This is a genomic window from Streptomyces sp. NPDC101165 (assembly GCF_044768135.1).
GTDB lineage: Bacteria > Actinomycetota > Actinomycetes > Streptomycetales > Streptomycetaceae > Streptomyces.
On the sequence record NZ_JBIWPG010000009.1, the window covers coordinates 197,354 to 222,675 of the forward strand.

Here is a 25,322-nt window from a genome sequence, read left to right on the forward strand (position 1 = left end):
GGTCCGTATTTGTTACCCCAACTCCCCAGTAGTGTTCGTTCTTTTCATTGACACCCTCGCGACACGCCTACCTAACATGCATGCATAACTGCTGCCCTTCACAGAGACAGGCCACAGGGTTGAACAGGCATCATTGGTGGCGTGACGCGGTGATCTACCAGGTCTACGTCCGCAGCTTCCTCGACAGCACCGGCGACGGCATCGGCGATCTCGCCGGAGTCCGCGCGGGACTGCCGTACCTGAAGAAGCTCGGCGTCGACGGGATCTGGCTGAGCCCCTTCTACCCCTCGCCCCAGCACGACCACGGCTACGACGTCGCCGACTACTGCGGCGTCGACCCGCTCTTCGGCGACCTCGCCGAGTTCGACCTGCTGGTGGCGGCCGCCCGGCGGCTCGGCGTCAGGGTGCTCCTGGACATCGTCCCCAACCACTGCTCCAGCGAGCACCCGTGGTTCCGCGAGGCCCTCGCCGCCGAGCCCGGCAGCCCGGCCCGCGCCCGCTTCCACTTCGCCGACGGCCGCGGCCCGGACGGCAGCGCGCCGCCCAACAACTGGCACGCCATGTTCGGCGGCCCGGCCTGGACCCGGGTCACGGAGGCGGACGGCCGCCCCGGCCAGTGGTACCTGCACATGTTCACGCCCGAACAGCCCGACTGGAACTGGCGCAACCCCGAGATCCCCGCCGAGTTCGACCGCGTCCTGCGCTTCTGGCTGGACCGCGGTGCGGACGGCTTCCGCATCGACGTCGCTGCCGGCCTCTACAAGCACCCCGGACTGCCCGACTCCGACGACCCGGAGGCCGACGCCCGCACCCGCGACTCGGTCAACCCGCTCGCCTGGAACCAGCCCGAGGTGCACGACGTGTGGCGGCACTGGCGCGCGGTGTGCGAGGAGTACACGGCACGCGACGGACGCGAGCGGCTGCTGGTCGGCGAGGTCTCGGTCCCCACCGCCCGCGAACACGCCCAGTACGTCCGCCCGGACGAACTCCACCAGGCCTTCTTCTTCGACCTGCTCGGCGCGGCCTGGGACGCCGACGCCTTCCGCAAGGTCATCTGCGAGGCCATGCAGGACATAGCCGGCACGGGTTCCACGGTCACCTGGGTGCTCAACAACCACGACCAGGTCCGCACCGTCACCCGCTACGGCGAACCCGCCACCGAGGGCAGCGGCCTCGGCGCCGCCCGCGCCCGCGCCGCCGCGCTGCTGATGCTGGCGCTGCCCGGAGCCGCGTACATCTACCAGGGCGAGGAACTGGGCCTGCCCGAGGTCGTCGACCTGCCCGACGACGTGCTCACCGACCCGATCTTCCACCGCACCGGAAGCCGCGCCCGCATCCGCGACGGCTGCCGGGTTCCGCTGCCCTGGTCCGGGCAGGCCTCCCCGTTCGGCTTCACCTCCGGCGCGGAGAGCGCCAAGCCGTGGCTGCCGCAGCCCGAGTACTTCGCCGAGTACGCCACCGACCGCGCCCTCGCCGACACCCGCTCCTTCTGGCACCTGTACCGAGACGGCCTCCAGCTCCGGGCCTCACTGCCCCAGTTGGGCGAGGGCGCGCTGCGCTGGCTGGACACCCCGCCGGGCGTCCTCGCCTTCGTCCGCGGCGACGGCCTCGTCTGCGCCGTCAACTTCGGTACGTCCCCCACGCCCGCGCCGGTCTCCGGCACCCCCCTGTTGTCCAGCGGTCCCTGCACGGCCGGGGTACTGCCCGGCTCGACGGCCGCCTGGTGGCTGAGCGACTCCGACCTCTGATCCTCCGTCAACTCACACCCCTCGAAGGGACATCAACGATGATGCGACGCCGTACCACCCTCCTCACCAGCTGCACCGCCCTCGCCCTGGCCCTCGGCGCGACCGCCTGTGGCGGCGGCCCGGTCACCGCGGGAGGTGGCGACAAGGCACTCAGCGGCCAGACGGTCACCGTGGCCGGCGTCTGGTCCGGCAGCGAGCAGAAGAACTTCCAGAAGGTGCTCGACGCGTTCACCGCGAAGACCGGCGCCAAGACGCAGTTCGTCTCCACCGGCGACAACGTCTCCACGGTCGTCGGCAGCAAGATCGAGGGCGGCAACGCGCCCGACGTCGTGATGGTCCCGCAGGTCGGCGTGCTCCAGCAGTTCGCGAAGCAGGGCTGGCTCAAGCCGCTGTCCCCGACCGCCGAGCAGACGGTCGGTGCCGACTTCGCGCCCGTGTGGAAGAAGTACGGCAGCGTCGACGGCACCCTCTACGGCCTCTACTTCAAGGCCGCCCACAAGTCGACCGTCTGGTACAGCCCCGACGCCCTCGCCCAGGCCGGCGTCAAGCCGCCCAAGACCTACGACGAGATGCTCAAGGCCGGGCACACCGTCTCCGACTCCGGGCTCTCGGCCTTCGCCGTCGCAGGTCAGGACGGCTGGACGCTCACCGACTGGTTCGAGAACATCTACCTCTCCCAGGCCGGACCCGAGAAGTACGACGCCCTCGCCGCCCACAAGCTGAAGTGGACGGACGCCTCGGTCGTCAAGGCACTCACCACGCTCGGCAAGCTCTTCAAGGACAAGCAGCTGATCGCCGGCGGCCAGAAGGGGGCGCTGAACACCGACTTCCCCAGCTCGGTCGAGAAGGTCTTCGGGCCCAAGCCCGCGGCCGGCATGGTCTACGAGGGTGACTTCGTCGCCGGCGTCGCCCACGACCAGTTCCAGAAGACCATCGGCAAGGACGCGAACTTCTTCCCGTTCCCCGCGGTCGGCGGCGGCACGGCACCGGTGGTCAGCGGCGGCGACGCGGCCGTCGTCCTCAAGGACGGCAAGAACGCCAAGGCCGGCATGAAGCTCCTGGAGTACCTGGCCACCCCGGAGGCGGCGGCCGTGTGGGCGAAGGCGGGCGGCTTCCTGTCCCCGAACAAGAAGCTCGACCTCGCCTCCTACAGCGACGACGTCACCCGGGCCACCGCCAGGTCCCTCGTCTCGGCCGGGGACTCGGTCCGCTTCGACATGTCCGACCAGGCACCGGCCGCCTTCGGCGGCACCAAGGGCGCGGGGGAGTGGAAGCTGCTCCAGGACTTCCTGCGCGACCCCTCGGACCCGAAGGGCACCGCGGCGAAGCTGGAGTCCGCGGCGGCCAAGGCCTACCAGGGCTGAGCTGACAGATGACCGCCACCACACTCGCCGAACGACAGGCGAACCCGCGGGCCGCAGGCGCGGCCCGCGGGCGCCGCGGCCGGCGGCGCGCCCGGATCGTCGCCTTGCTCTTCGTCTTCCCCGCCCTGCTCCTGCTCGGCGCCCTCGTCGTCTACCCGGTGCTGTTCTCCGTCGGCCGCAGCTTCTTCGACGCCTCCGGCACCCGGTTCGTCGGCGGCGACAACTACGCCGAGATGTTCCGCGACCCGGCCACCCTGAAGGCCATCCGCAACACCACCATCTGGGTCGTCGTGGCCCCGGCCCTGCTCACCGGCCTCGGCCTGATCCTGGCCGTCCTCGTGGAGAAGGTGCGCTGGGCCACCGCCTTCAAGCTCCTGCTGTTCATGCCGATGGCCGTGTCCTTCCTCGCCGCCGGCATCATCTTCCGGCTCGCCTACGACGAGGACCCGGACAAGGGTGTCCTCAACGCCGCCGTGGTCTCCGTCCACGACGCCTTCACGGGGACCTCGTCGTATCCGACGGCCCGGGCGCGTGACGGGCAGGGTCTCAGCCGGAGCCGGGACGGCTCGTACCTGACGGACGCGGACCTGTCCCCGGGGCACTCGGTGGCCCTCGGCCTGGTGGGCGTACTGCCCAAGGACCTGCCGAAGGGCACCTCGCCCGCCTACCCGGCCGCATCCCGCACGGCAGCCGCCGACGAACTGCGCGGCGTGGTCTACCTGGACTTCACGCCCGGCGGGGGAGGGAAGCGGGGCAGGGTCGACCCGAAGGAGCGCGGCCTGCCCGGCATGAAGGTCGAGGCGCTGCGCGACGGAAAGACGATCGCCGGCACCACGTCCGCGTCCGACGGCTCCTTCCACTTCACCGGGCTCGACCAGGGCTCGTACACGGTGGAGCTGCCCGCCTCGAACTTCGCGCCGCCCTACCAGGGAGTCTCCTGGCTCGGCCCGACGCTCGTCACACCGGCCATCATCGGCGCGTACCTGTGGATCTGGACCGGCTTCGCCATGGTGCTGATCGGCGCGGGTCTGTCGACCCTCCCACGGGACGCGCTGGAAGCCGCCCGGATGGACGGCGCGAACGAGTGGCAGATCTTCCGCAGGATCACGGTCCCGCTGCTCGCCCCCGTGCTGACCGTCGTGTTCGTGACCCTCGTGATCAACGTGATGAAGGTCTTCGACCTCGTCTACATCATCGCGCCGGGACCGGTGCAGGAGGACGCCACCGTCCTCGCGACCCAGATGTGGCTGGTGTCCTTCGGCGGCGGCAACAACCAGGGCCTGGGCAGCGCACTCGGCGTGCTGCTCCTGCTCCTGGTGATCCCCGCGATGGTCGTCAACGTCCGCCGCTTCCGAAGGAGTCAGCGATGAACTCGGCCATGAACACGGTCAGGCGTGGCCTGGGCAACAGTCTGGTCCAGGCGTTCCTCGTGGTGATCGGCCTGGTCTGGCTGACTCCGCTGGCGGGACTGTTCGTGTCGTCCCTCCGGTCGGCCCAGGACACGGCGAAGGGCGGCTGGTGGACCGCCCTGACCAGCCCCGGCCAGCTGTCCTTCGACAACTACTCGGCGCTGCTGAAGAACTCCGGGATGACCCAGGCGTTCTGGAACACCGTGCTGATCTCGGTGCCGGCGACCACCCTGGTCGTCGTCATCGCGGCGCTCGCCGGATACGCCTTCGCCTGGCTGGACTTCCCCGGCCGCGAGCCGCTGTTCCTGCTGGTGGTGGCCCTGTTGGTGGTGCCGGTGCAGATCGGCCTGCTGCCGGTGGCCAAACTCTTCGGCCAGCTGGGCCTGTTCGGCACGATCCCCGGTGTGGTCCTCTTCCACGTCGCCTACGGTCTGCCCTTCGCGGTGTTCCTGCTGCGGAACTACTTCGCGGAGATGCCGAAGGAGATGCTGGAGGCTGCGCGCATGGACGGCGGCAGCGAGTGGCGCATCTTCACCCGTCTTGTCCTGCCGGTGGGCCGCCCGGCCATCGCCAGCCTCGCCATCTTCCAGTTCCTGTGGGTCTGGAACGACATGCTGGTCGCCCTGCTCTTCGCCGACAGCTCGTCCCAGCCGCTGACGGTTGAACTCCAGTCCCAGATCCGCCAGTTCGGCAGCAACATCGACGTCCTGGCCCCGGGCGCGTTCCTGTCCCTGATCGTGCCGGTGGTGGTGTTCTTCGCCTTCCAGCGGCACTTCGTGCAGGGGGTGATGGCGGGGTCGGTGAAGTAGGGGTGGCGGCGCCGGGCGCCGCCACCCCCCGGTTCACGGCGAAGCCGGCGGGTACAGCGACCGGGGCAGCTGCGAAGCCGCAGCCGAGTCCAGCAGCCACAGGGTGCGTTGCCTGCCGTACGCGCCCGCCGCCGGTGCCTGGACCTCACCCGCGCCCGACAGGGCGATGGCCACGGCCTGGGCCTTGTCCTCGCCGGCCGCGAGCAGCCAGACCTCACGGGCCGAGCGGATCGCCGGAAGGGTCAGCGAGATGCGGGTCGGCGGCGGCTTGGGGGCGCCGTGGACGCCGACCACCGTCCGCTCCGTCTCGCGCACCGCGGGCAGCTCCGGGAAGAGCGAGGCCACGTGGGTGTCCGGACCGACGCCCAGCATCAGCACGTCGAAGGAGGGAACGGCCCCGTGGTTCTCCGGGCCGGCCGCCTTCGCCAGTTCCACCGCGTAGGCCTCCGCGGCCGCCTCCACGTCCGCACCGTACGGCCCGTCGGACGCGGGCATGGCGTGCACGCGCTCCGGGTCCACCGGCACGGCGTCCAGCAGGGCCTCGCGGGCCTGCGTGACATTGCGCTCCGGGTCGCCCTCGGGGAGGTAGCGCTCGTCGCCCCACCAGAGGTCGAGCCGGCTCCAGTCGACGGCGTCCCGGGCGGGGGCCGCCGCCAGCGCGGCCAGCAGGCCGTTGCCGTTGCGGCCACCGGTGAGGACCACGGACGCGTGGCCCCGGGAGGCCTGCGCGTCCACGACCTTCGTGATCAGACGGGCCGCGGCCGCCTGCGCCATCAGGTCCTTGTCGCGGTGCACGACCAGCTGCGGAGTGCTCACTTCGCCGCCGCCTTCTTCGCCGGGGCCTTCTTGGCGGCCGCCTTCTTCGCGGGTGCCGCGGCGACCTCCTCCGCCTCGGCCTCCGCCACCGGCGCCGCCGCAGCGGGCTCGGTGCCCGAGTTCAGCCGCTCCACGCCGTAGCGCAGCGCCGACGCGTAGGTGTCGTCCGGGTCCAGCCGGCGCAGCTCCTCCGCGATCAGCTCGGCGGTGTCCCGCCGCTTGAGCGCCACCGCGCGGGCCGGCTGGCCGTCGATGGCCAGGGTGGCCAGCGAGCCGTCGGCCCGGTCCAGGACGATCGGACCGCAGCTGGTGTCGATGCGGACGGCGGTCAGACCCGGGCCCGCGGACAGCGAGCGCCTGACGGGGACGTCCAGCCGGTCCGCGAGCCACATCGCCAGCAGCTCACAGCTCGGGTTGAACTCCTCGCCCTCCACCTCGACGGCCTTGACCTCGCAGACCACCTGGTCCAGAGCCGCCGCCAGCATCGAGCGCCACGGCGTGATCCGGGTCCAGGACAGGTCCGTGTCGCCGGGCGTGTAGGCCTCGGCACGGGCGGACAGCTCCCGTACCGGCTGCTCGGCGGCGTAGGTGTCGGTGACCCGGCGCTGGGCCAGCGCGCCCAGCGGGTCCTTGGCCGGGTCCAGCGGGGCGTTCACCGGCCACCAGACGACGACCGGGGCGTCCGGCAGCAGCAGCGGCAGGACGACCGAGTCGGCGTGGTCGGACACCTCGCCGTACAGCCGCAGCACCACCGTCTCGCCGGTGCCCGCATCCGCACCCACCCGCACCTCGGCGTCCAGCCGGGACGACGTACGGTCGCGCGGGGTGCGGGAGACGCGCTTGATGACCACCAGCGTGCGCGAGGGGTGCTCGCGCGAGGCGTCGTTGGCGGCCTTCAGGGCGTCGTAGGCGTTCTCCTCGTCGGTGACGATGACGAGGGTGAGGACCATGCCGACGGCCGGGGTGCCGATGGCCCGGCGGCCCTGCACGAGCGCCTTGTTGATCTCGCCGGCGGTGGTGCCGGTCAGGTCTATCTTCATGGCCGGCGCCAGCTCCGTCCGTCTCGTGCGAGCATCTCGTCCGCCTCGGCGGGGCCCCAGGTGCCCGACGGGTACTGCGCGGGCCTGCCGTGCTTGTCCCAGTACTGCTCGATCGGGTCGAGGATCTTCCAGGACAGCTCGACCTCCTCCGTGCGCGGGAAGAGGTTGGCGTCGCCCAGCAGCACGTCCAGGATCAGCCGCTCGTAGGCCTCCGGGCTGGACTCCGTGAAGGACTCGCCGTAGGCGAAGTCCATGGACACGTCCCGGATCTCCATCGAGGTGCCCGGCACCTTGGAGCCGAAGCGGACCGTGATGCCCTCGTCCGGCTGGACGCGGATGACGACCGCGTTCGAGCCCAGTTCCTCCGTCGCCGTGTGGTCGAAGGGGGAGTGCGGGGCCCGCTGGAAGACGACGGCGATCTCGGTGACGCGGCGGCCGAGACGCTTGCCGGTGCGCAGATAGAAGGGGACACCCGCCCAGCGGCGGTTGTCGATCGCCAGCTTCACGGCCGCGTAGGTGTCCGTCTTCGACTTCGGGTCGATGCCGTCCTCTTCGAGGTAGCCGATGACCTTCTCGCCGCCCTGCCAGCCCGCGGCGTACTGCCCGCGGACGGTGGAGCGGCCGAGGTCCTTCGGCAGCCGGACGGCGCCGAGCACCTTGGTCTTCTCGGCGGCCAGCGCGTCCGCGCCGAAGGAGGCGGGCTCCTCCATCGCGGTCAGCGCGAGCAACTGGAGCAGGTGGTTCTGGATGACGTCACGGGCGGCGCCGATGCCGTCGTAGTAGCCGGCACGGCCGCCGACGCCGATGTCCTCGGCCATGGTGATCTGCACATGGTCCACGAAGGACCGGTTCCAGATCGGCTCGAACATCGTGTTGGCGAAGCGCAGCGCCAGGATGTTCTGGACGGTCTCCTTGCCGAGGTAGTGGTCGATCCGGAACACCTGGTCCGGCTCGAACACCTCGTGCACGACCTTGTTCAGCTCCTCGGCCGACTCCAGGTCGTGGCCGAACGGCTTCTCGATGACCGCGCGGCGCCAGGAACCCCCGGTCTGGTCGGTCAGGCCGTGCTTCTTCAGCTGCTGGATGACCACGGGGAAGGAGCGCGGCGGCACCGACAGGTAGAAGGCGAAGTTGCCGCCCGTGCCCTGTGCCTTGTCCAGCTCCTCGATGGTGGCGCGCAGCCGCTCGAACGCGTCGTCGTCGTCGAAGGTGCCCTGGACGAAGCGCATCCCCTGGATGAGCTGCTGCCAGACCTCCTCACGGAACGGCGTACGCGCGTGCGCCTTGACGGCGTCGTGGACCTCGGACGCGAAGTCCTCGTTCTCCCACTCGCGGCGGGCGAAGCCCACCAGGGAGAAGCCCGGCGGAAGCAGACCCCGGTTCGCGAGGTCGTACACCGCGGGCATCAGCTTCTTGCGCGACAGGTCGCCCGTGACGCCGAAGATCACCAGGCCCGACGGCCCCGCGATACGCGGGAGCCGTCGGTCGGCGGGGTCACGAAGCGGGTTGGCTCCGGAACCAGCAAGGGGTGACAACTCAGCCCTCCGAGGGGGCGAGGCGCTTCAGCTCCGCCTCGGTCGACTTCAGCAGGTCGTTCCAGGACGCCTCGAACTTCTCGACGCCCTCGTCCTCCAGGACCTGGACCACGTCGTCGTACGAGATCCCGAGCTTCTCGAGCGCGTCGAGGTCGGCGCGAGCCTGCTCGTAGGTGCCGGCGACGGTGTTGCCGGTGATCTCGCCGTGGTCCTCGGTGGCCTCCAGGGTGGCCTCCGGCATGGTGTTGACCGTGTTCGGCGCGACCAGGTCCGTGACGTACATGGTGTCCTGGTACGCCGGGTCCTTCACGCCGGTCGACGCCCACAGCGGACGCTGCTTGTTGGCCCCCGCGTTCTCCAGCGCCTGCCAGCGGTCGGAGGAGAAGACCTCCTCGTACGCCTGGTAGGCGAGACGGGCGTTGGCGACGGCGGCCTTGCCGCGCAGCGCCTTGGCCTCGTCGGTGCCGAGCCCGTCCAGGCGCTTGTCGATCTCGGTGTCCACGCGGGACACGAAGAAGGACGCCACGGAGTGGATCAGGGAGAGGTCCAGACCCTTCTGGCGCGCCTTCTCCAGGCCCGTGACGAAGGCGTCCATGACCGCGCGGTAGCGCTCCAGGGAGAAGATCAGCGTGACGTTGACGCTGATCCCGTTGCCGATCGTCTCCGCGATCGCCGGCAGACCCGCCCTGGTGGCCGGGATCTTGATCAGGGTGTTCGGGCGGTCGACCAGCCAGGCCAGCTGCTTGGCCTCGGCGACGGTCGCCCGGGTGTTGTGGGCCAGGCGCGGGTCGACCTCGATGGAGACCCGGCCGTCCTGGCCGTCGGTGGCGTCGTAGACCGGGCGCAGGATGTCGGCGGCGTCCCGGACGTCCGCCGTGGTGATCATGCGGATGGCCTCGTCGACGGTGACCTTGCGGGCGGCGAGGTCCGACAGCTGCTGCTCGTAGCCGTCGCCGCCGCTGATCGCCTTCTGGAAGATCGTCGGGTTGGTGGTGACGCCCACGACGTGCTGCTGGTCGATCAGTTCGGCGAGGTTGCCGGACGTGATCCGCTTGCGCGACAGGTCGTCCAGCCAGATCGCGACGCCCTCCTCGGAGAGGCGCTTGAGTGCGTCTGTCATGGAATTACATCTCCTACGTGTCGTATATGAGCGTCAGCGCTGGGCGTCGGCGAGGGATTCCCGGGCCTTCGCGGCCACGTTCTCGGCAGTGAAGCCGAACTCGCGGAAGAGGACCTTGCCGTCCGCGGACGCACCGAAGTGCTCCAGGGAAACGATGCGGCCGGCGTCCCCGACGTACTTGTGCCAGGTGAGGCCGATGCCCGCCTCGACGGCGACACGGGCCTTCACGGACGGCGGCAGCACGGAGTCCCGGTACCCCTGGTCCTGCTCCTCGAACCACTCCACCGACGGCATCGACACGACCCGCGTCGGCACCCCGTCGGCCTGCAGCTGCTCGCGCGCCTCGACGGCCACGTGCACCTCGGAACCGGTGGCGATCAGGATCACCTGCGCGTCGCCGCCGTCCGCCTCGAACAGCACGTAACCGCCGCGCGCGGCCTCGTCGTTGGGCTCGTACACCGGCACACCCTGACGGGTCAGCGCGAGGCCGTGCGGGGCGCCCTTGCCGAACTCCTTGGTGTAGCGCTTGAGGATCTCGCGCCAGGCGATCGCGGTCTCGTTGGCGTCCGCCGGGCGGACGACGTTCAGACCGGGGATCGCGCGCAGCGAGGCCAGGTGCTCGATGGGCTGGTGCGTCGGGCCGTCCTCGCCCAGACCGATGGAGTCGTGCGTCCACACGTACGTCACCGGCAGGTGCATCAGGGCCGACAGGCGCACCGCGTTGCGCATGTAGTCGGAGAAGACGAGGAACGTACCGCCGTAGACACGGGTGTTTCCGTGCAGGGTGATGCCGTTCATCTCCGCGGCCATGGAGTGCTCGCGGATACCGAAGTGGATGGTGCGGCCGTACGGGTCCGCCTCCGGCAGCGGGTTGTCCGCCGGCAGGAACGAGCTGTCCTTGTCGATGGTCGTGTTGTTCGACCCGGCGAGGTCGGCGGAGCCGCCCCACAGCTCGGGGACGACCGCGCCCAGGGCCTGCAGCACCTTGCCGGAGGCGGCACGCGTCGCGACGCCCTTGCCCGGCTCGAAGACCGGGAGCTTCTCCTCCCAGCCGGTGGGCAGCTCGCCCGCGCTGATCCGGTCGAACTCGGCCGCGCGCTCGGCGTTGTTGTCGCGCCAGAGCTGGAAGGACTTCTCCCACTCGGCCTTGGCGTCGCGGCCGCACTCGACGGCCCGGCGGGTGTGGCCCAGTACCTCGTCGGCGACCTCGAAGGACTGCTCCGGGTCGAAGCCGAGGACGCGCTTGGTGGCCGCGACCTCGTCGTCGCCGAGCGCCGAGCCGTGCGCGGCCTCGGTGTTCTGCGCGTTCGGGGCGGGCCAGGCGATGATCGAGCGCATCGCGATGAAGGACGGCCTGTCCGTGACCTTCTTCGCGGCCTCGATCGCGTTGTAGATGGCGTGCGGGTCGAGGTCGCCGTCCGGCTTCGGGGCGATCCGCTGCACGTGCCAGCCGTAGGCCTCGTACCGCTTGACCGTGTCCTCGGAGACGGCCGTCTCGGTGTCGCCCTCGATCGAGATGTGGTTGTCGTCCCACAGCAGGATCAGGTTGCCGAGCTGCTGGTGGCCGGCGAGCGAGGACGCCTCGGCGGAGATGCCCTCCTGCAGGCAGCCGTCACCGGCGATGCAGTAGACGAAGTGGTCGAACGGGGACTCGCCCTGCGGGGCGTCCGGGTCGAACAGACCGCGCTCGTAGCGGGCGGCCATCGCCATGCCCACCGCGTTGGCGACACCCTGGCCCAGCGGGCCCGTGGTGGTCTCGACGCCCTTGGTGTGCCCGTACTCCGGGTGACCCGGGGTCTTCGAGCCCCAGGTGCGGAAGGCCTTCAGGTCGTCCAGCTCCAGGCCGAAGCCGGCCAGGTAGAGCTGCGTGTAGAGGGTCAGGGACGAGTGGCCGGCGGACAGCACGAAGCGGTCGCGGGCGACCCACTCCGGGTCGGCCGGGTCGTGCCGCATCACCTTCTGGAAGAGGGTGTACGCGGCCGGAGCCAGGCTCATCGCCGTACCGGGATGGCCGTTGCCGACCTTCTGTACGGCGTCGGCGGCCAGGACGCGAGCGGTGTCCACGGCCCGCTGGTCCAGCTCGGTCCACTCAAGGTCTGTGGTGGTCGGCTTGGTGCTCACCCTGGGTCAGGGCTCCTCTCCACATGTCGGTCGCCGGACTTCGGGGCATGCGCCCACCCGGCCGCCGGTGCACTTCTGCCCACCGGCCGTTGTTGAGCCTACCCCCGTAAGGACGTGCATTTTTTCGAGTGATTCCAGACTGCCGGGACTATCGGAGATCCGCCTCCCGACTGGCCGAGGACGCATTCGGCACATGAATACGGAGCCGCTCATCTGACTGCTCAATCGAGCCCCACGACCCCTCTGATGGGCCGCCCGCCAACACGACCCCACCCCCGCGAAGGCCGAGGTATGGGCAACGTCTAAAGTGGCGTGGTACGCGCGAGCCTTTACCGGGACTTCACACGGGGAGGCTTGCTGGGATGTCTCTGTCAGGGGTGTGCGTGACGGCCGTCGAATCCCGTCCAGCGGGTGTGGTTCGTGGTGCGAACCAGCGCCCGGTTCACCGGCCGTTCGGGGCCCGTGTCAAGGCGTTCGTGGCGCTGACCAAGCCGCGGATCATCGAGCTGCTGCTCATCACCACCGTTCCGGTGATGTTCCTGGCGCAGCAGGGTGTGCCCGACCTGAAGCTGGTCCTGCTCACCTGCGTCGGCGGCTACCTCTCGGCCGGCGGCGCCAACGCGCTGAACATGTACATCGACCGGGACATCGACGCCCTGATGGACCGCACCTCGCAGCGCCCGCTGGTGACCGGCATGGTCAGCCCGCTCGAGTGCCTGGTCTTCGGCATCGCCCTCGCGGTCGTCTCGACGCTGCTGTTCGGGCTGACCGTCAACTGGCTGAGCGCCTGGCTGTCACTCGGAGCGCTCCTTTTCTACGTCGTCGTCTACACGATGATCCTCAAGCGGCGTACGTCGCAGAACATCGTGTGGGGCGGCATCGCCGGCTGCCTGCCGGTGCTGATCGGCTGGTCCTCGGTCACCGATTCGATGTCCTGGGCGCCGATCATCCTCTTCCTCGTCATGTTCTTCTGGACGCCGCCGCACTACTGGCCGCTGTCCATGAAGGTCAAGGACGACTACGCGCGCGTGGGCGTGCCGATGCTCCCGGTCGTCGCCTCCAACAAGGTGGTCGCCCGGCAGATCGTCATCTACAGCTGGGTGATGGTCGCCGTCTCCCTGCTGCTGACCCCGCTCGGCTACACCGGCTGGTTCTACACCCTGGTCGCCCTCGCGGCCGGCGGCTTCTGGCTGTGGGAGGCGCACGGGCTGCAGAACCGGGCGAAGGCCGAGGTGACCGGCGCCAAGCTCAAGGAGATGCGCCTCTTCCACTGGTCCATCACCTACGTGTCGATCCTCTTCGTCGCGGTCGCGGTGGACCCCTTCCTGCGCTGACGGACCGCCGTACGTCACAGGTCACAGGGCCCTGCCCTCGCCAGCCGATCTACCCGTGAGTAGCATCCTGGCCATGGCAGACACGCAGCAGGTTGACCCGAAGGCCGAGCGCACCGCGGCCCGGCTCGCGAAGCAGATCAGCGCCTTCTCCAAGGCCCACGGCGGCGCCGAGGGCCAGGTGGCCCACATCGGCGAGCGCGGCGCCCGGATCGTCCTCGTCGGCGAGGACGGCGGCTGGGGCGACCTGGTGGCCCCCAGCACCGAGATCGCCGAGCAGGCGGTGCAGCAGGCGGGCATCACGGTCCACGAGTCCTTCGACGGCGAGTTCGCGGCGAAGGTGAAGACCGGTCCGTACGAGTGGAAGCGCATGGCGGGCATCCAGGTCGGCGGCTCGGCCAACAGCTGAGCAGCCGGTCAGAAGGGGCGCGGGGCTGTATCGACGCGCGGCTCCGCCGCCTGGGCGCGAGCGGCCACGGACAACTCGCAGCCGCCCGGCAACGCTGACGCCCGAGCTGAACCGCGACCTCGAACCCCGTTCACCCGTTAGGACGTGTAAGACCACGTCCCACGGGGAGCCCGGATGATCGAAACGCCGTCCCTCGTGGACCAGTACTGCCACGGCGTACTGAGAACGGAACTGGGCCTCGGCACCTTCGAGGCCCAGCTCGCACGCACCGAGGGCCCGCCCGCCCCGGGCACCACCCTCTTCGACACCCAGACCGGTTTCGCCGTGCGGCGCTGGTGCCCGCCCCTGCTCGGCCTGGAACCCCACTGCTCGCCCGCCCACTATCTCGCCCAGCGCCGCGAGCTCGGCATGCTGGAGGCCGGCCGCAGGCTGCTTCGGGGCAGCGGCATCACCACCTACCTCGTCGACACGGGCCTGCCCGGCGACCTCACCGGCCCCGCCGAGATGGCCTCCACGGGCGACGCCGAGGCCCGCGAGATCATCCGGCTTGAGCTGCTCGCGGAGCAGGTCGCCGACACCTCCGGCACGGTCGAGTCCTTTCTCGCCAACCTCGCCGAGTCGGTGCACGGAGCCGCCGCGAACGCCGTCGCCTTCACCTCCGTCGCGGGCGTACGGCACGGCCTCGCGCTCGCGCCGGAGCCGCCCGGACCGGGCGAGGTGCGCGGCGCGGCGGGCCGCTGGCTGGCCGGGCGACGGGTCGGCGGCGAGCTGACCGACCCGGTGCTGCTACGGCACCTGCTGTGGATCGCGGTCGCCTCGGGACGGCCCCTGCAACTGCACTCCGGGCTCGGCGAGCCGGGTTCGCGCATCGACCGTACGGACCCGGTCCTGCTCACCGACTTCGTCCGGGCCACGGCCGGGCTCGGCACGGATCTGATCCTGCTGCACAGCTACCCGTACCACCGTCACACCGCCCACCTGGCCGGCGTCTTCCCGCACGTGTACGCCGACTCGGGCGCGGCCCTGGTCCGCACCGGTGCCCGTGCGGCCACGGTCCTCGCCGAGATCCTGGAGCTGGCCCCGTTCGGCAAGATCCTGTTCTCCAGCGGCGCCCACGGCCTGCCCGAACTGCACGTCGTCGGGGCGCGGCTGTTCCGCGAGGCGCTGGGCCGGGTGCTGGGCGGCTGGGTGGCCGAGGGCGCGTGGTCCCTGGAGGACGCGCAGCGGGTGGCCCGGATGGTCGCGGCGGACAACGCGCGGCGGGTGTACGGGCTGGGGTGAGCTGTACAGACTGACGGGATGGACACCGAGCCCGACACCGAGACGTTACTGGCCCGCTTCCTCCGTGAACTGACGGCACTGAGGCCCGTCGCCGTCTGGGCGCACGGTTCGCTCGCCGCGGGCGACTACCAGGAGGGTCGCAGCGACCTTGATCTGATCGCGGTGCTGCCTCACTTTGTGACCCCGCGCGTCGTATGGAAGGTCGCGGTGGTGCATGCCCGCATGCGTGCCCAGCCCCTCGCCGCCACGTTGCACTGCACCTATCTGACCCCGGACACCGCGGACGACGCCGCCCGCCGCCATCTGACGTGGGCGCACGAGCAGCTGTTCAAGCGGCCGGTCACTCCGGTGACCCGGCGGGAGCTGCACACCTTCGGGCGGGTGCTGCACGGGCGCGTGCCCGCCGGGCTGCTGCCGCCGGTGCCGGACCGGGAGCTCGGCGACTTCGTCGTACGGGACCAGCGGGACTTCTGGCGGCCCGCCGTCGACAACGTCCCGCTGTGGACGCGGGACGTGTGGGTCGACCTGGGGATGATCACCTTCGCCCGGGCCACCGTCACCGCGCGCGAGGGCCGGCTGATCTCCAAGCGCGAGGCCCTCGACATGCTGCCCGGCCTGGGTGCACCCGTCGAGGTCGTCGAGGACATCCGCCGACGCCGCTACGGTGACTGGGCGCCGCCCACCGAGGAGTGGACGGCTCGTCGGGCCCGGCTGACCCGGGACTACCTGGGTCCGGCGATCGAGGCGTTCACGGAGTCGTACGACTGAGCGGGGAAACCGGCCGTCGCATCGGGGCGTTCCCGCAGCGCCAGCAGGACGCGCAGGACACCGATCCACACCAGGCACGAGCCGAACATGTGGAGACCGACGAGCAGCTCGGGCAGGTGCGTGAAGTACTGGACGTAGCCGATCACACCCTGCGAGAGCAGGATCAGGAACAGCTCGCGAGTGCGGTCGAGGGGGCCCTTGGGGGCGTCGACGGCCTTGAGCACGAACCACAGGGCGAAGGTGAGGGTCACCACGATCCAGGCGAGCACGGCGTGCAGCTTGCTGACCGTCTCCCAGTCGATCGGGATCCGGTTGATCTCGTTGGAGTCGCCCGCGTGCGGCCCGGCGCCGGTCACCACCGTGCCGACCGCGATGAGCAGCACGGACGCGACCACCAGGAACCAGACCAGCTGCTGCACGGCCTTGCCGACCAGCGGCCGCGGCGCCCCGTCGCCCTCGCGGGTGCGCTGCCACATCACCGTGGCGACGGTGATCAGGCCCGTCGAGAGCAGGAAGTGCGCGGCGACCGTGTACGGGTTCAGGCCCACCAGGACCACGATGCCGCCGAGCACCGCGTTGCCCATGACCACCCAGAACTGTGTCCAGCCGAGCCGGGTGAGGCTGCGCCGGTACGGCTTCTCCGAGCGTGCCGCGATGATCGCCCAGCCGATGGCGGCGCACAGCACGTACGTCAGCATGCGGTTGCCGAACTCGATGGCACCGTGGAAGCCCATCGCGCTGGTGGTGGTCAGCGAGTCCTCGGTGCACGTGGGCCAGGTCGGGCAGCCCAGCCCCGAGCCGGTCAGGCGTACGGCACCGCCGGTGACGACGATGACGACCGACATCACGAGCGCGGCGAGCGCCGCCCGCCGGACCGTCCGGGGATCCGGGGTCCAGCGTGCGGCGATGAAGGCGAGCGGGTTGCGCAGGGCCGCTACGGCGTCGGCGCGGGTCAGCTTTGGCACGTGCACCATCGTAGGCCGCCGCTTGTGCATGCTTTCACGAGGGTCCCGCCCCGGGACTACTCCCAGCGGAAGAACCGCCCGGCCGCCGCGAGCCCCACGACCGCCCACACGGCGAGGATGCCCAGGTCGCCCCACGGCATCCCGGCGCCGTGCTGGAGCACGTCCCGCAGGCCGTCCGAGAGGGCCGAGATGGGCAGCAGACCGAGGATGTGCTGACCGGCCGAGCCGAACTTGTCCAGCGGCACGATCACACCGCCGCCCACGAGCAGCAGCAGGAAGACCAGGTTGGCGGCGGCCAGCGTCGCCTCCGCCTTCAGGGTGCCCGCCATCAGCAGGCCGAGCCCCGAGAAGGCGGCCGTGCCGAGGATCAGCAGGAGCAGGACGGCGAGCGGGTTGCCGTGCGGGGACCAGCCCAGCGCGAAGGCGATCACCGTCAGCAGGATCACCTGGAGGACCTCGGTGACCAGGACGGACGCCGTCTTCGCGGTCATCAGGCCCCAGCGCGGCAGCGGGGAGGAGGCGAGCCGCTTCAGCACCCCGTAGCGGCGCTCGAAGCCGGTCGCGATGGCCTGCCCGGTGAACGCCGTGGACATCACGGCGAGGGCCAGGATGCCCGGGGCGAGGAAGTCCACCGCCTTGCCCTTGCCGGTGTCGACGATGTCCACGGAGCTGAAGAGCGCCAGCAGCAGGGTCGGGATCACGACCGTCAGCAGCAGCTGCTCGCCGTTGCGCAGCAGCATCTTCGTCTCCAGCGCCGCCTGGGCCGCGATCATGCGGGGGAGGGGCGCCGCACCCGGCTTCGGGGCGTACGTACCGGTCGCGGTCGTCATGAGCGCAGCTCCTTGCCTGTGAGCTCCAGAAAGACGTCTTCCAGGGTGTGCCGTTCGACCGAGATCCGGTCCGGCATCACCCCGTGCTGGGCGCACCACGAGGTCACCGTGGCCAGCAGCTGCGGGTCGACCTTGCCGACGACCCGGTAGCTGCCCGGGGTCAGCTCGGCGGCCGTGCAGTCGGCCGGGAGTGCCTTGAGCAGGGAGGCCACGTCGAGGCCGGGACGGCCGGTGAAGCGCAGGGTGTTCTCGGCGCCGCCCTTGCACAGCTCCTCCGGGGAGCCCTGGGCGATGACCCGGCCGCCGTCGATGATCGCGACGTCGTCGGCGAGCTGCTCGGCCTCGTCCATGTGGTGCGTGGTGAGGATCACCGAGACGCCGTCGGCGCGCAGGTCCTTGACCAGGTCCCAGGTGGCGTGGCGGGCCTGCGGGTCGAGGCCGGCGGTCGGCTCGTCCAGGAAGACCAGCTCCGGGCGCCCGACGACGGCCATGGCGAGCGCCAGCCGCTGCTGCTGGCCGCCGGACAGCCGGCGGTAGCTCGTGCGGCCGCAGGAGCCGAGCCCGAGGCGTTCCATCAGCGCGTCCACGTCCAGCGGCTGCGCGTGCAGCTTGGCCACGTGGCGCAGCATCTCGTCCGCTCTGGCGCCGGGGTACACGCCCCCGGACTGGAGCATCACGCCGATGCGCGGACGCAGCTCGGTGGCCTGCCGCACCGGGTCGAGGCCCAGCACGCGTACCGTGCCGGAATCCGGCTTCCGGTACCCCTCGCAGGTCTCGACCGTGGTCGTCTTCCCCGCCCCGTTGGGGCCGAGTACGGCGGTCACTCCCGCCTGGGCCACCAGGTCGAGGCCGTCCACCGCGGTCTTCGTGCCGTACCGCTTCACCAGGGCCTGGACCTCGATGAGCGGGTGCGGCGCGAAGCGTCTCGTCGAGGGACGGTGGTCGGGAGACGGGCGGGCGGGCTCACTTCGCATGGGTCCAGAGTCTAGGGAGGCGCCGCGCCGCTCAGGTGTGGGGGTGCGGGAACTCCTCCTCACGGGGGCGGTGAAGGGCCAGCCACCGCTCGGCGTAGGCCACGGCGTCCGCCACCGGGAACAGCCGGGCACCGGCCGCGCCGACCTGGCCGCGTACGACGGGACGGTCCCGTTCGTAGTCGTGGCCCAGCTCGTCGAAGCGGTCCGAGGTGATCGACACCTCGGTCACCGTCTCCCAGCCGCCGCCCGGTGCCGGCCGGCCGACCGGCACCAGCGGGGACGGTATGCGGTACTCGGCCAGGTGGAAGCTGGTGCAGGCGCCGTAGCCCGCGCCGAGCAGCAGGACCCGGGCGCCCAGCCGCTCCAGCCGGGCCAGCGGGCTGTACTCGCCCAGCCGGCAGTCGGGGGCGTGACCGTCGACGATCTCCGCGGCGCGGGGCCCCAGCGCGGCGAAGGAGGTCTGCGGGTGGGCGCTGCGCAGCGCCCCCGGCCAGGTGCGGACGGTCTCCGGGATCACCCCGACCCCGCGCGACGGGGTGATCAGCGGGTCGTAGGCGGGCATCGTGGCCCGGACCCTGTCCCACCATTCCCCGGGCACCGGAGGGTTGCCCCACACGGCCGGGTCGGACACGTCGCCGGACTGGGTGGGCACGACGAGCGTGCCGACGGGGCCGAGCGCGTCGAGGAGTCCCTGGACGACCGCGACGGCGCCTCCGTTGACCCAGCCGAGGGAACTCAGCGAGGAATGCACGAGGAGGATCTCGCCGGTCTCCACACCCAGCAGACGCAGCTGCGTGGAAACCGTGTCGCGAGTGACAAGTGGGCCGGTCGGAGGGGGTGTGGACATGGTTCGGGAGTCTTCCCGACGGGCGTGCGGGACGCCACCTCTTTGCTGTCCCGGCCCTGCTCGGACGATCACCGGAGGACCGGCGAATGATCGATCAGAAGATCATTTCCGCAGGTCAGATTAGGTATGCCTAAGTGACGCAGGGCACCGCCTGATGATCCGGACCGCGCTTGTCAGGCTCCGAAGAATTACGCAACAATGGCGTTGTGAAAAACGTCGGCGAGGCTCGGGAGACCCCGATGGGTACCCCGCAGGAGGAGCTCGCGACCGGAGAGCGCTCGACGCGCAACCGGGTCGCGCGGTCCATCCTGGACCACGGCCCGTCGACCGTCACCGAACTCGCCGGACGTCTGGGCCTGACCCCGGCGGCCGTACGACGGCACCTGGACGCGCTGGTCGCGGACGACGTCGTCGAGGCGCGCGAGCAGCGGGTGTACGGCACGCGCACGCGTGGCCGTCCCGCCAAGGTCTTCGCGCTCACGGACTGCGGCCGGGACGCCTTCGACCAGTCGTACGACAAGCTCGCCGCCGACGCCCTGCGCTGGATCGCCGAGCGGGAGGGTGGCGCCGAGGCGGTGGCCGCCTTCGCCCGCGCCCGGATCGCCGCCCAGGCGGGCGCGTACCGCAAGGCGATCGAGAGCGTCAGCCCCGACGAGCGCACCGAAGCGCTGGCCAAGGCCCTGAGCGTGGACGGGTACGCTGCTACGGCGCGCAGCGCACCGGTCGGCGAGCAGCTGTGCCAGCACCACTGCCCGGTCGCCCACGTGGCGGAACAGTTCCCGCAGCTGTGCGAGGCGGAGACGGAGATCTTCGCCGAGCTGCTCGGGACCCACGTCCAGCGACTGGCGACGATCGCGCACGGCGACGGCGTCTGCACGACGTTCATCCCCAAGATTTCCAAGACCAGCGACAACGCATCTGCAAGCACGGCCGGGAGGAACCCCGCATGACTCTCCCCACGGAGACTGCCCACCCCGAACTCGAGGGTCTGGGCACGTACGAATACGGTTGGGCCGACTCCGACGAGGCCGGCGCCTCTGCGAAGCGTGGTCTGAACGAGGACGTGGTCCGGGACATCTCGGCGAAGAAGTCCGAGCCGGAGTGGATGACCAAGCTCCGTCTCAAGGGCCTGCGCCTCTTCGAGAAGAAGCCCATGCCGAACTGGGGCTCGGACCTCTCGGGCATCGACTTCGACAACATCAAGTACTTCGTGCGCTCCACGGAGAAGCAGGCGGAGTCCTGGGAGGACCTGCCCGAGGACATCAAGAACACCTACGACAAGCTGGGCATCCCGGAGGCCGAGAAGCAGCGCCTCGTCGCCGGTGTCGCCGCCCAGTACGAGTCGGAGGTCGTCTACCACCAGATCCGCGAGGACCTGGAGGAGCAGGGCGTCATCTTCCTCGACACCGACACCGCGCTGAAGGAGCACCCGGAGCTCTTCAAGGAGTACTTCGGCACGGTCATCCCGGTCGGTGACAACAAGTTCGCCTCGCTGAACACCGCCGTGTGGTCGGGCGGCTCCTTCATCTACGTCCCGCCGGGCGTCCACGTGGAGATCCCGCTCCAGGCCTACTTCCGTATCAACACGGAGAACATGGGCCAGTTCGAGCGGACCCTGATCATCGTCGACGAGGGTGCCTACGTGCACTACGTCGAGGGCTGCACCGCCCCGATCTACAAGTCGGACTCGCTGCACTCCGCGGTCGTCGAGATCATCGTCAAGAAGAACGCCCGCTGCCGCTACACGACCATCCAGAACTGGTCGAACAACGTCTACAACCTGGTCACCAAGCGCGCCGTGGCGTACGAGGGCGCGACCATGGAGTGGATCGACGGCAACATCGGCTCCAAGGTGACGATGAAGTACCCGGCCGTCTACCTGATGGGCGAGCACGCCAAGGGCGAGACCCTCTCCATCGCCTTCGCGGGCGAGGGCCAGCACCAGGACGCCGGTTCCAAGATGGTCCACATGGCGCCGAACACCTCGTCCAACATCGTCTCCAAGTCGGTGGCGCGCGGTGGCGGTCGTACCTCGTACCGCGGCCTGGTCGAGATCGGCGAGGGCGCCGCCGGCTCCAAGTCGAACGTGCTCTGCGACGCGCTGCTGGTCGACACGATCTCCCGCTCCGACACGTACCCCTACGTGGACGTCCGCGAGGACGACGTGTCCATGGGCCACGAGGCGACCGTCTCCAAGGTCTCCGAGGACCAGCTCTTCTACCTGATGAGCCGCGGTCTGACCGAGTTCGAGGCGATGGCGATGATCGTGCGCGGCTTCGTCGAGCCGATCGCCAAGGAACTGCCGATGGAGTACGCGCTGGAGCTCAACCGGCTGATCGAGCTGCAGATGGAGGGCGCGGTCGGTTAGTCACCGGCCCGCAGTCCCCGTCAAGCCACTTACGCAAGAAAGCGAGCATTACGACAGCCATGGCTGAGGCTCAGAACATCCCCGTGGGCTCGACCACCGCGGGCCAGATCGCGGTGGCCGCCGAGTCGACCGTCGCCACGCGCATGAGCGCGCCCCCGTCCTTCGACGTCGCGGACTTCCCGGTCCCGCACGGCCGCGAGGAGGAGTGGCGGTTCACCCCGCTGGAGCGCCTGCGCGGGCTGCACGACGGCAGCGCCGTCGTGAACGGCGAGGGCGTGAAGGTCACCGTCGAGGCCCCCGAGGGCGTCACCGTCGAGACCGTCGGCCGCGACGACGCGCGCGTCGGCAGGGCGGGCACCCCGGTGGACCGCGTGGCCGCCCAGGCGTACTCGGCGTTCGAGCAGGCCGGCGTGGTCACCGTCCCCAAGGAGACGGTGCTCACCGAGCCGATCCGCATCGCCGTGCACGGTGCGGGCGGGGTCGCCTTCGGCCACCAGGTCATCGAACTGGGTGCCTTCGCCGAGGCCGTCGTCGTCATCGACCACACCGGTGACGCGGTGCTCGCCGCCAACGTCGACTACCTCCTGGGCGACGGCGCCAAGCTGACCGTCGTCTCCGTCCAGGACTGGGACGACAAGGCCGTGCACGTGGCCCAGCACAACGCCCTGATCGGCCGCGACGCGTCCTTCAAGTCGGTCGTCGTGACCTTCGGCGGCGACGTGGTCCGCCTGCACCCGCGCGTCACCTACGCGGGCACCGGCGGCGAGGCCGAGCTGCTCGGCCTGTACTTCACCGACGCCGGGCAGCACCAGGAGCACCGCCTGCTGGTCGACCACAACACCCCGCACTGCAAGTCGAACGTCGTCTACAAGGGCGCGCTCCAGGGCGACGACGCGCACGCGGTGTGGATCGGTGACGTGCTCATCGAGGCCAGGGCCGAGGGCACCGACACCTACGAGATGAACCGCAACCTGGTGCTGACCGACGGTGCGCGGGTCGACTCGGTGCCGAACCTGGAGATCGAGACCGGCGAGATCGTCGGCGCCGGCCACGCCTCCGCGACCGGCCGCTTCGACGACGAGCAGCTCTTCTACCTGATGGCCCGCGGCATCCCGGAGCACGAGGCCCGCCGCCTCGTCGTCCGTGGCTTCTTCGCCGAGCTGGTCCAGCAGATCGGTGTCGCGGACATCGAGGAGCGCCTGCTCGCGAAGATCGAGGAGGAGCTGGAGGCTGCGGTCGCATGACCTTCGTACGCGCCTGTGGGCTGAGCGAGCTGGAGGAGGACACCCCGAAGCGGGTGGAACTCGACGGCACGCCCGTGTCCATCGTGCAGACCGAGGGCGAGGTCTTCGCGATCCACGACATCTGCTCCCACGCGAACGTCTCGCTCTCCGAGGGCGAGGTGGAGGACTGCCAGATCGAGTGCTGGCTGCACGGCTCCAGCTTCGACCTCCGCACCGGTAAGCCGTCCGGCCTTCCCGCGACGCGCCCCGTCCCCGTATACCCCGTAAAGATCGAAGGGGACGACGTGCTCGTCTCCCTCACCCAGGAGTCCTGAGGCACCCATGGCAACGCTTGAAATCCGAGACCTGCACGTCACCGTCGAGGCCGACAACGCCACGAAGGAGATCCTCAAGGGCGTCGACCTCACCGTGAAGCAGGGCGAGACGCACGCCATCATGGGCCCCAACGGCTCCGGCAAGTCGACCCTCGCCTACTCGCTCGCGGGTCACCCGAAGTACACGATCACCAGCGGCACCGTGCTGCTCGACGGCGAGGACGTCCTGGAGATGTCCGTCGACGAGCGCGCCCGCGCGGGCCTGTTCCTGGCGATGCAGTACCCGGTCGAGGTCCCCGGCGTCTCGGTCTCCAACTTCCTGCGCACCTCCGCCACCGCCGTCCGCGGCGAGGCCCCCAAGCTGCGCACCTGGGTGAAGGAGGTCAAGGAGGCCATGGAGCGCCTCAACATGGACCCGTCCTTCGCCGAGCGCAACGTCAACGAGGGCTTCTCCGGCGGTGAGAAGAAGCGCCACGAGATCCTCCAGCTCGAGCTGCTCAAGCCGAAGGTCGCGATCCTCGACGAGACCGACTCCGGCCTGGACGTCGACGCGCTCCGCATCGTCTCCGAGGGCGTCAACCGCGTCCGTGAGACCGGCGAGGTCGGCACCCTGCTGATCACGCACTACACGCGCATCCTGCGCTACATCAAGCCCGACTACGTCCACGTCTTCTCCGCGGGCCGGATCGTCGAGTCCGGCGGTGCCGAGCTCGCCGACAAGCTGGAGGACGAGGGCTACGAGGCTTACACGAAGGGTGGCGCATCCGAGTGACACAGCTGCCGGGCCTCCTCGACACCGAGGCGATCCGCAAGGACTTCCCCGTCCTGGACCGACTGATCCACGACGGCAAGAAGCTCGTGTACCTGGACAACGCGGCGACCTCGCAGAAGCCGCGCCAGGTGCTGGACGCCCTGAGCGAGTACTACGAGCGCTACAACGCCAACGTCCACCGCGGTGTGCATGTGCTCGCCGAGGAGGCCACGGCGCTGTACGAGGGCGCGCGCGACAAGGTCGCCACGTTCATCAACGCGCCGAGCCGCGACGAGGTGATCTTCACCAAGAACGCCTCCGAGTCGCTGAACCTCGTGGCGAACATGCTGGGCTGGGCCGACGAGCCCTACCGGGTGGACCACGAGACCGAGATCGTCATCACGGAGATGGAGCACCACTCCAACATCGTGCCGTGGCAGCTGCTGGCGCAGCGCACGGGCGCGAAGCTGAAGTGGTTCGGCCTCACCGACGACGGCCGGCTGGACCTGTCCAACATCGACGAGATCATCACCGAGAAGACGAAGATCGTCTCCTTCGTGCTGGTGTCGAACATCCTGGGCACGGTCAACCCGGTCGACGCGATAGTCCGACGTGCGCAGGAGGTCGGTGCGCTGGTCTGCATCGACGCCTCGCAGGCCGCCCCGCACATGCCGCTGGACGTGCAGGCCCTGCAGGCCGACTTCGTGGCCTTCACCGGCCACAAGATGTGCGGCCCGACCGGCATCGGCGTTCTCTGGGGCCGCCAGGAGCTGCTGGAGGACCTGCCTCCCTTCCTGGGCGGTGGCGAGATGATCGAGACGGTGTCGATGCACTCCTCGACGTACGCCCCGGCCCCGCACAAGTTCGAGGCGGGCACGCCCCCGATCGCCCAGGCGGTCGGTCTCGGTGCCGCGATCGACTACCTGAACTCGATCGGCATGGAGAAGATCCTCGCCCACGAGCACGCGCTCACCGAGTACGCGGTGAAGCGCCTGGCAGAGGTCCCGGACCTGAGGATCATCGGCCCGACCACGGCCGAGGACCGCGGGGCGGCGATCTCCTTCACGCTGGGCGACATCCACCCGCACGACGTGGGTCAGGTTCTGGACGAGCAGGGCATCGCGGTCCGTGTCGGTCACCACTGCGCGCGGCCCGTCTGCCTCCGTTACGGAATTCCTGCGACCACGCGAGCGTCGTTCTATCTGTACTCCACGCCGGCCGAGATCGACGCACTGGTCGACGGCCTGGAGCACGTACGGAACTTCTTCGGCTGAAGGG

Annotated in this window: 23 protein-coding genes; 14 read left to right on the forward strand and 9 right to left on the reverse strand. The window is 70.2% G+C overall.

What is annotated here, in order from left to right; translation table 11 throughout:
• The first annotated feature begins 80 nt into the window (after positions 1 to 80).
• Genes ACIRVH_RS20930 through ACIRVH_RS20945 form a run of 4 tightly spaced genes read left to right on the forward strand, consistent with a single transcriptional unit; the run spans position 81 to position 5,330 of the window.
• Positions 81 to 1,748, forward strand: coding sequence for a glycoside hydrolase family 13 protein (locus ACIRVH_RS20930; protein ID WP_403955361.1), 1,668 nt, complete (start codon positions 81 to 83; stop codon positions 1,746 to 1,748).
• Between the two features lie 38 nt (positions 1,749 to 1,786).
• The gene (locus tag ACIRVH_RS20935; protein WP_403955364.1) at positions 1,787 to 3,112 is read left to right on the forward strand and encodes an ABC transporter substrate-binding protein; all 1,326 of its coding nucleotides are present in this window, start codon (positions 1,787 to 1,789) and stop codon (positions 3,110 to 3,112) included.
• An 8-nt stretch (positions 3,113 to 3,120) separates the two neighbouring features.
• On the forward strand, positions 3,121 to 4,482 hold the full coding sequence (locus ACIRVH_RS20940) for an ABC transporter permease subunit (RefSeq protein WP_403955366.1): 1,362 nt from the start codon (positions 3,121 to 3,123) through the stop codon (positions 4,480 to 4,482).
• 8 nt (positions 4,483 to 4,490) lie between these two features.
• Positions 4,491 to 5,330: a carbohydrate ABC transporter permease gene (locus ACIRVH_RS20945; RefSeq protein ID WP_403955764.1), complete on the forward strand. Its 840-nt coding sequence runs from the start codon at positions 4,491 to 4,493 to the stop codon at positions 5,328 to 5,330.
• A 33-nt stretch (positions 5,331 to 5,363) separates the two neighbouring features.
• Here the strand turns inward: ACIRVH_RS20945 and pgl are convergent, their stop codons facing one another.
• The 5 genes from pgl to tkt are packed head-to-tail and all read right to left on the reverse strand — an operon-like array spanning position 5,364 to position 11,962.
• Positions 5,364 to 6,146 carry a 6-phosphogluconolactonase gene (gene pgl, locus ACIRVH_RS20950; RefSeq protein WP_403955369.1) on the reverse strand — a complete coding sequence of 261 codons (783 nt, stop codon included), beginning with the start codon at positions 6,144 to 6,146 and terminating at the stop codon, positions 5,364 to 5,366.
• Entirely contained in the window at positions 6,143 to 7,186 is a 1,044-nt protein-coding gene (gene opcA / locus ACIRVH_RS20955) for a glucose-6-phosphate dehydrogenase assembly protein OpcA (RefSeq protein ID WP_403955372.1), read from the reverse strand. Before opcA ends, pgl begins: the two co-directional genes overlap by 4 nt.
• Entirely contained in the window at positions 7,183 to 8,721 is a 1,539-nt protein-coding gene (gene zwf / locus ACIRVH_RS20960; RefSeq protein ID WP_403955374.1) for a glucose-6-phosphate dehydrogenase, read from the reverse strand. Before zwf ends, opcA begins: the two co-directional genes overlap by 4 nt.
• Before the next feature lies 1 nt (position 8,722).
• Entirely contained in the window at positions 8,723 to 9,841 is a 1,119-nt protein-coding gene (tal, locus tag ACIRVH_RS20965; protein WP_403955377.1) for a transaldolase, read from the reverse strand.
• 33 nt (positions 9,842 to 9,874) lie between these two features.
• On the reverse strand, positions 9,875 to 11,962 hold the full coding sequence (gene tkt, locus ACIRVH_RS20970) for a transketolase (protein ID WP_403955380.1): 2,088 nt from the start codon (positions 11,960 to 11,962) through the stop codon (positions 9,875 to 9,877).
• A gap of 377 nt (positions 11,963 to 12,339) precedes the next feature.
• On the opposite strand from tkt, the gene ACIRVH_RS20975 reads away from it, so the two are divergent.
• The 4 genes from ACIRVH_RS20975 to ACIRVH_RS20990 all read left to right on the forward strand — a co-directional run bounded on the left by ACIRVH_RS20975 (position 12,340) and on the right by ACIRVH_RS20990 (position 15,751).
• Complete coding sequence (locus tag ACIRVH_RS20975; protein ID WP_403955766.1) at positions 12,340 to 13,296, forward strand: heme o synthase; 957 nt, start codon at positions 12,340 to 12,342, stop codon at positions 13,294 to 13,296.
• Positions 13,297 to 13,369: 73 nt separating this feature from the next.
• Entirely contained in the window at positions 13,370 to 13,702 is a 333-nt protein-coding gene (locus ACIRVH_RS20980; RefSeq protein WP_403955383.1) for a hypothetical protein, read from the forward strand.
• 174 nt (positions 13,703 to 13,876) lie between these two features.
• Positions 13,877 to 14,983 (forward strand): amidohydrolase family protein, encoded by a 1,107-nt coding sequence (locus tag ACIRVH_RS20985; protein WP_403955386.1) that lies wholly within the window; start codon positions 13,877 to 13,879, stop codon positions 14,981 to 14,983.
• Between the two features lie 18 nt (positions 14,984 to 15,001).
• Positions 15,002 to 15,751, forward strand: coding sequence for a nucleotidyltransferase domain-containing protein (locus ACIRVH_RS20990; RefSeq protein ID WP_403955388.1), 750 nt, complete (start codon positions 15,002 to 15,004; stop codon positions 15,749 to 15,751).
• Here ACIRVH_RS20990 and ACIRVH_RS20995 read toward each other — a convergent pair.
• The 4 genes from ACIRVH_RS20995 to ACIRVH_RS21010 are packed head-to-tail and all read right to left on the reverse strand — an operon-like array spanning position 15,706 to position 19,367.
• Positions 15,706 to 16,725, reverse strand: coding sequence for a heme A synthase (locus ACIRVH_RS20995; protein ID WP_403955391.1), 1,020 nt, complete (start codon positions 16,723 to 16,725; stop codon positions 15,706 to 15,708). The genes ACIRVH_RS20990 and ACIRVH_RS20995 overlap by 46 nt on opposite strands.
• Before the next feature lie 47 nt (positions 16,726 to 16,772).
• On the reverse strand, positions 16,773 to 17,546 hold the full coding sequence (locus ACIRVH_RS21000; protein ID WP_403955394.1) for an ABC transporter permease: 774 nt from the start codon (positions 17,544 to 17,546) through the stop codon (positions 16,773 to 16,775).
• Complete coding sequence (locus tag ACIRVH_RS21005) at positions 17,543 to 18,520, reverse strand: ABC transporter ATP-binding protein (RefSeq protein WP_403955396.1); 978 nt, start codon at positions 18,518 to 18,520, stop codon at positions 17,543 to 17,545. The genes ACIRVH_RS21000 and ACIRVH_RS21005 overlap by 4 nt, the downstream gene beginning before the upstream one ends.
• Before the next feature lie 31 nt (positions 18,521 to 18,551).
• Entirely contained in the window at positions 18,552 to 19,367 is an 816-nt protein-coding gene (locus ACIRVH_RS21010) for an aminoglycoside N(3)-acetyltransferase (RefSeq protein WP_403955398.1), read from the reverse strand.
• A gap of 206 nt (positions 19,368 to 19,573) precedes the next feature.
• On the opposite strand from ACIRVH_RS21010, the gene ACIRVH_RS21015 reads away from it, so the two are divergent.
• Genes ACIRVH_RS21015 through ACIRVH_RS21040 form a run of 6 tightly spaced genes read left to right on the forward strand, consistent with a single transcriptional unit; the run spans position 19,574 to position 25,318 of the window.
• The gene (locus tag ACIRVH_RS21015) at positions 19,574 to 20,317 is read left to right on the forward strand and encodes a helix-turn-helix transcriptional regulator (protein WP_403955400.1); all 744 of its coding nucleotides are present in this window, start codon (positions 19,574 to 19,576) and stop codon (positions 20,315 to 20,317) included.
• A complete protein-coding gene (gene sufB, locus ACIRVH_RS21020) occupies positions 20,314 to 21,735 on the forward strand; it encodes a Fe-S cluster assembly protein SufB (RefSeq protein WP_235456655.1) in 1,422 nt (473 codons plus the stop codon). Before ACIRVH_RS21015 ends, sufB begins: the two co-directional genes overlap by 4 nt.
• Before the next feature lie 59 nt (positions 21,736 to 21,794).
• A complete protein-coding gene (gene sufD / locus ACIRVH_RS21025) occupies positions 21,795 to 22,979 on the forward strand; it encodes a Fe-S cluster assembly protein SufD (RefSeq protein ID WP_403955403.1) in 1,185 nt (394 codons plus the stop codon).
• The gene (locus ACIRVH_RS21030) at positions 22,976 to 23,293 is read left to right on the forward strand and encodes a non-heme iron oxygenase ferredoxin subunit (RefSeq protein ID WP_094214788.1); all 318 of its coding nucleotides are present in this window, start codon (positions 22,976 to 22,978) and stop codon (positions 23,291 to 23,293) included. Before sufD ends, ACIRVH_RS21030 begins: the two co-directional genes overlap by 4 nt.
• A gap of 7 nt (positions 23,294 to 23,300) precedes the next feature.
• On the forward strand, positions 23,301 to 24,065 hold the full coding sequence (gene sufC, locus ACIRVH_RS21035) for a Fe-S cluster assembly ATPase SufC (RefSeq protein ID WP_403955405.1): 765 nt from the start codon (positions 23,301 to 23,303) through the stop codon (positions 24,063 to 24,065).
• A complete protein-coding gene (locus ACIRVH_RS21040) occupies positions 24,062 to 25,318 on the forward strand; it encodes a cysteine desulfurase (RefSeq protein ID WP_403955407.1) in 1,257 nt (418 codons plus the stop codon). Before sufC ends, ACIRVH_RS21040 begins: the two co-directional genes overlap by 4 nt.
• Positions 25,319 to 25,322 lie beyond the last annotated feature (4 nt).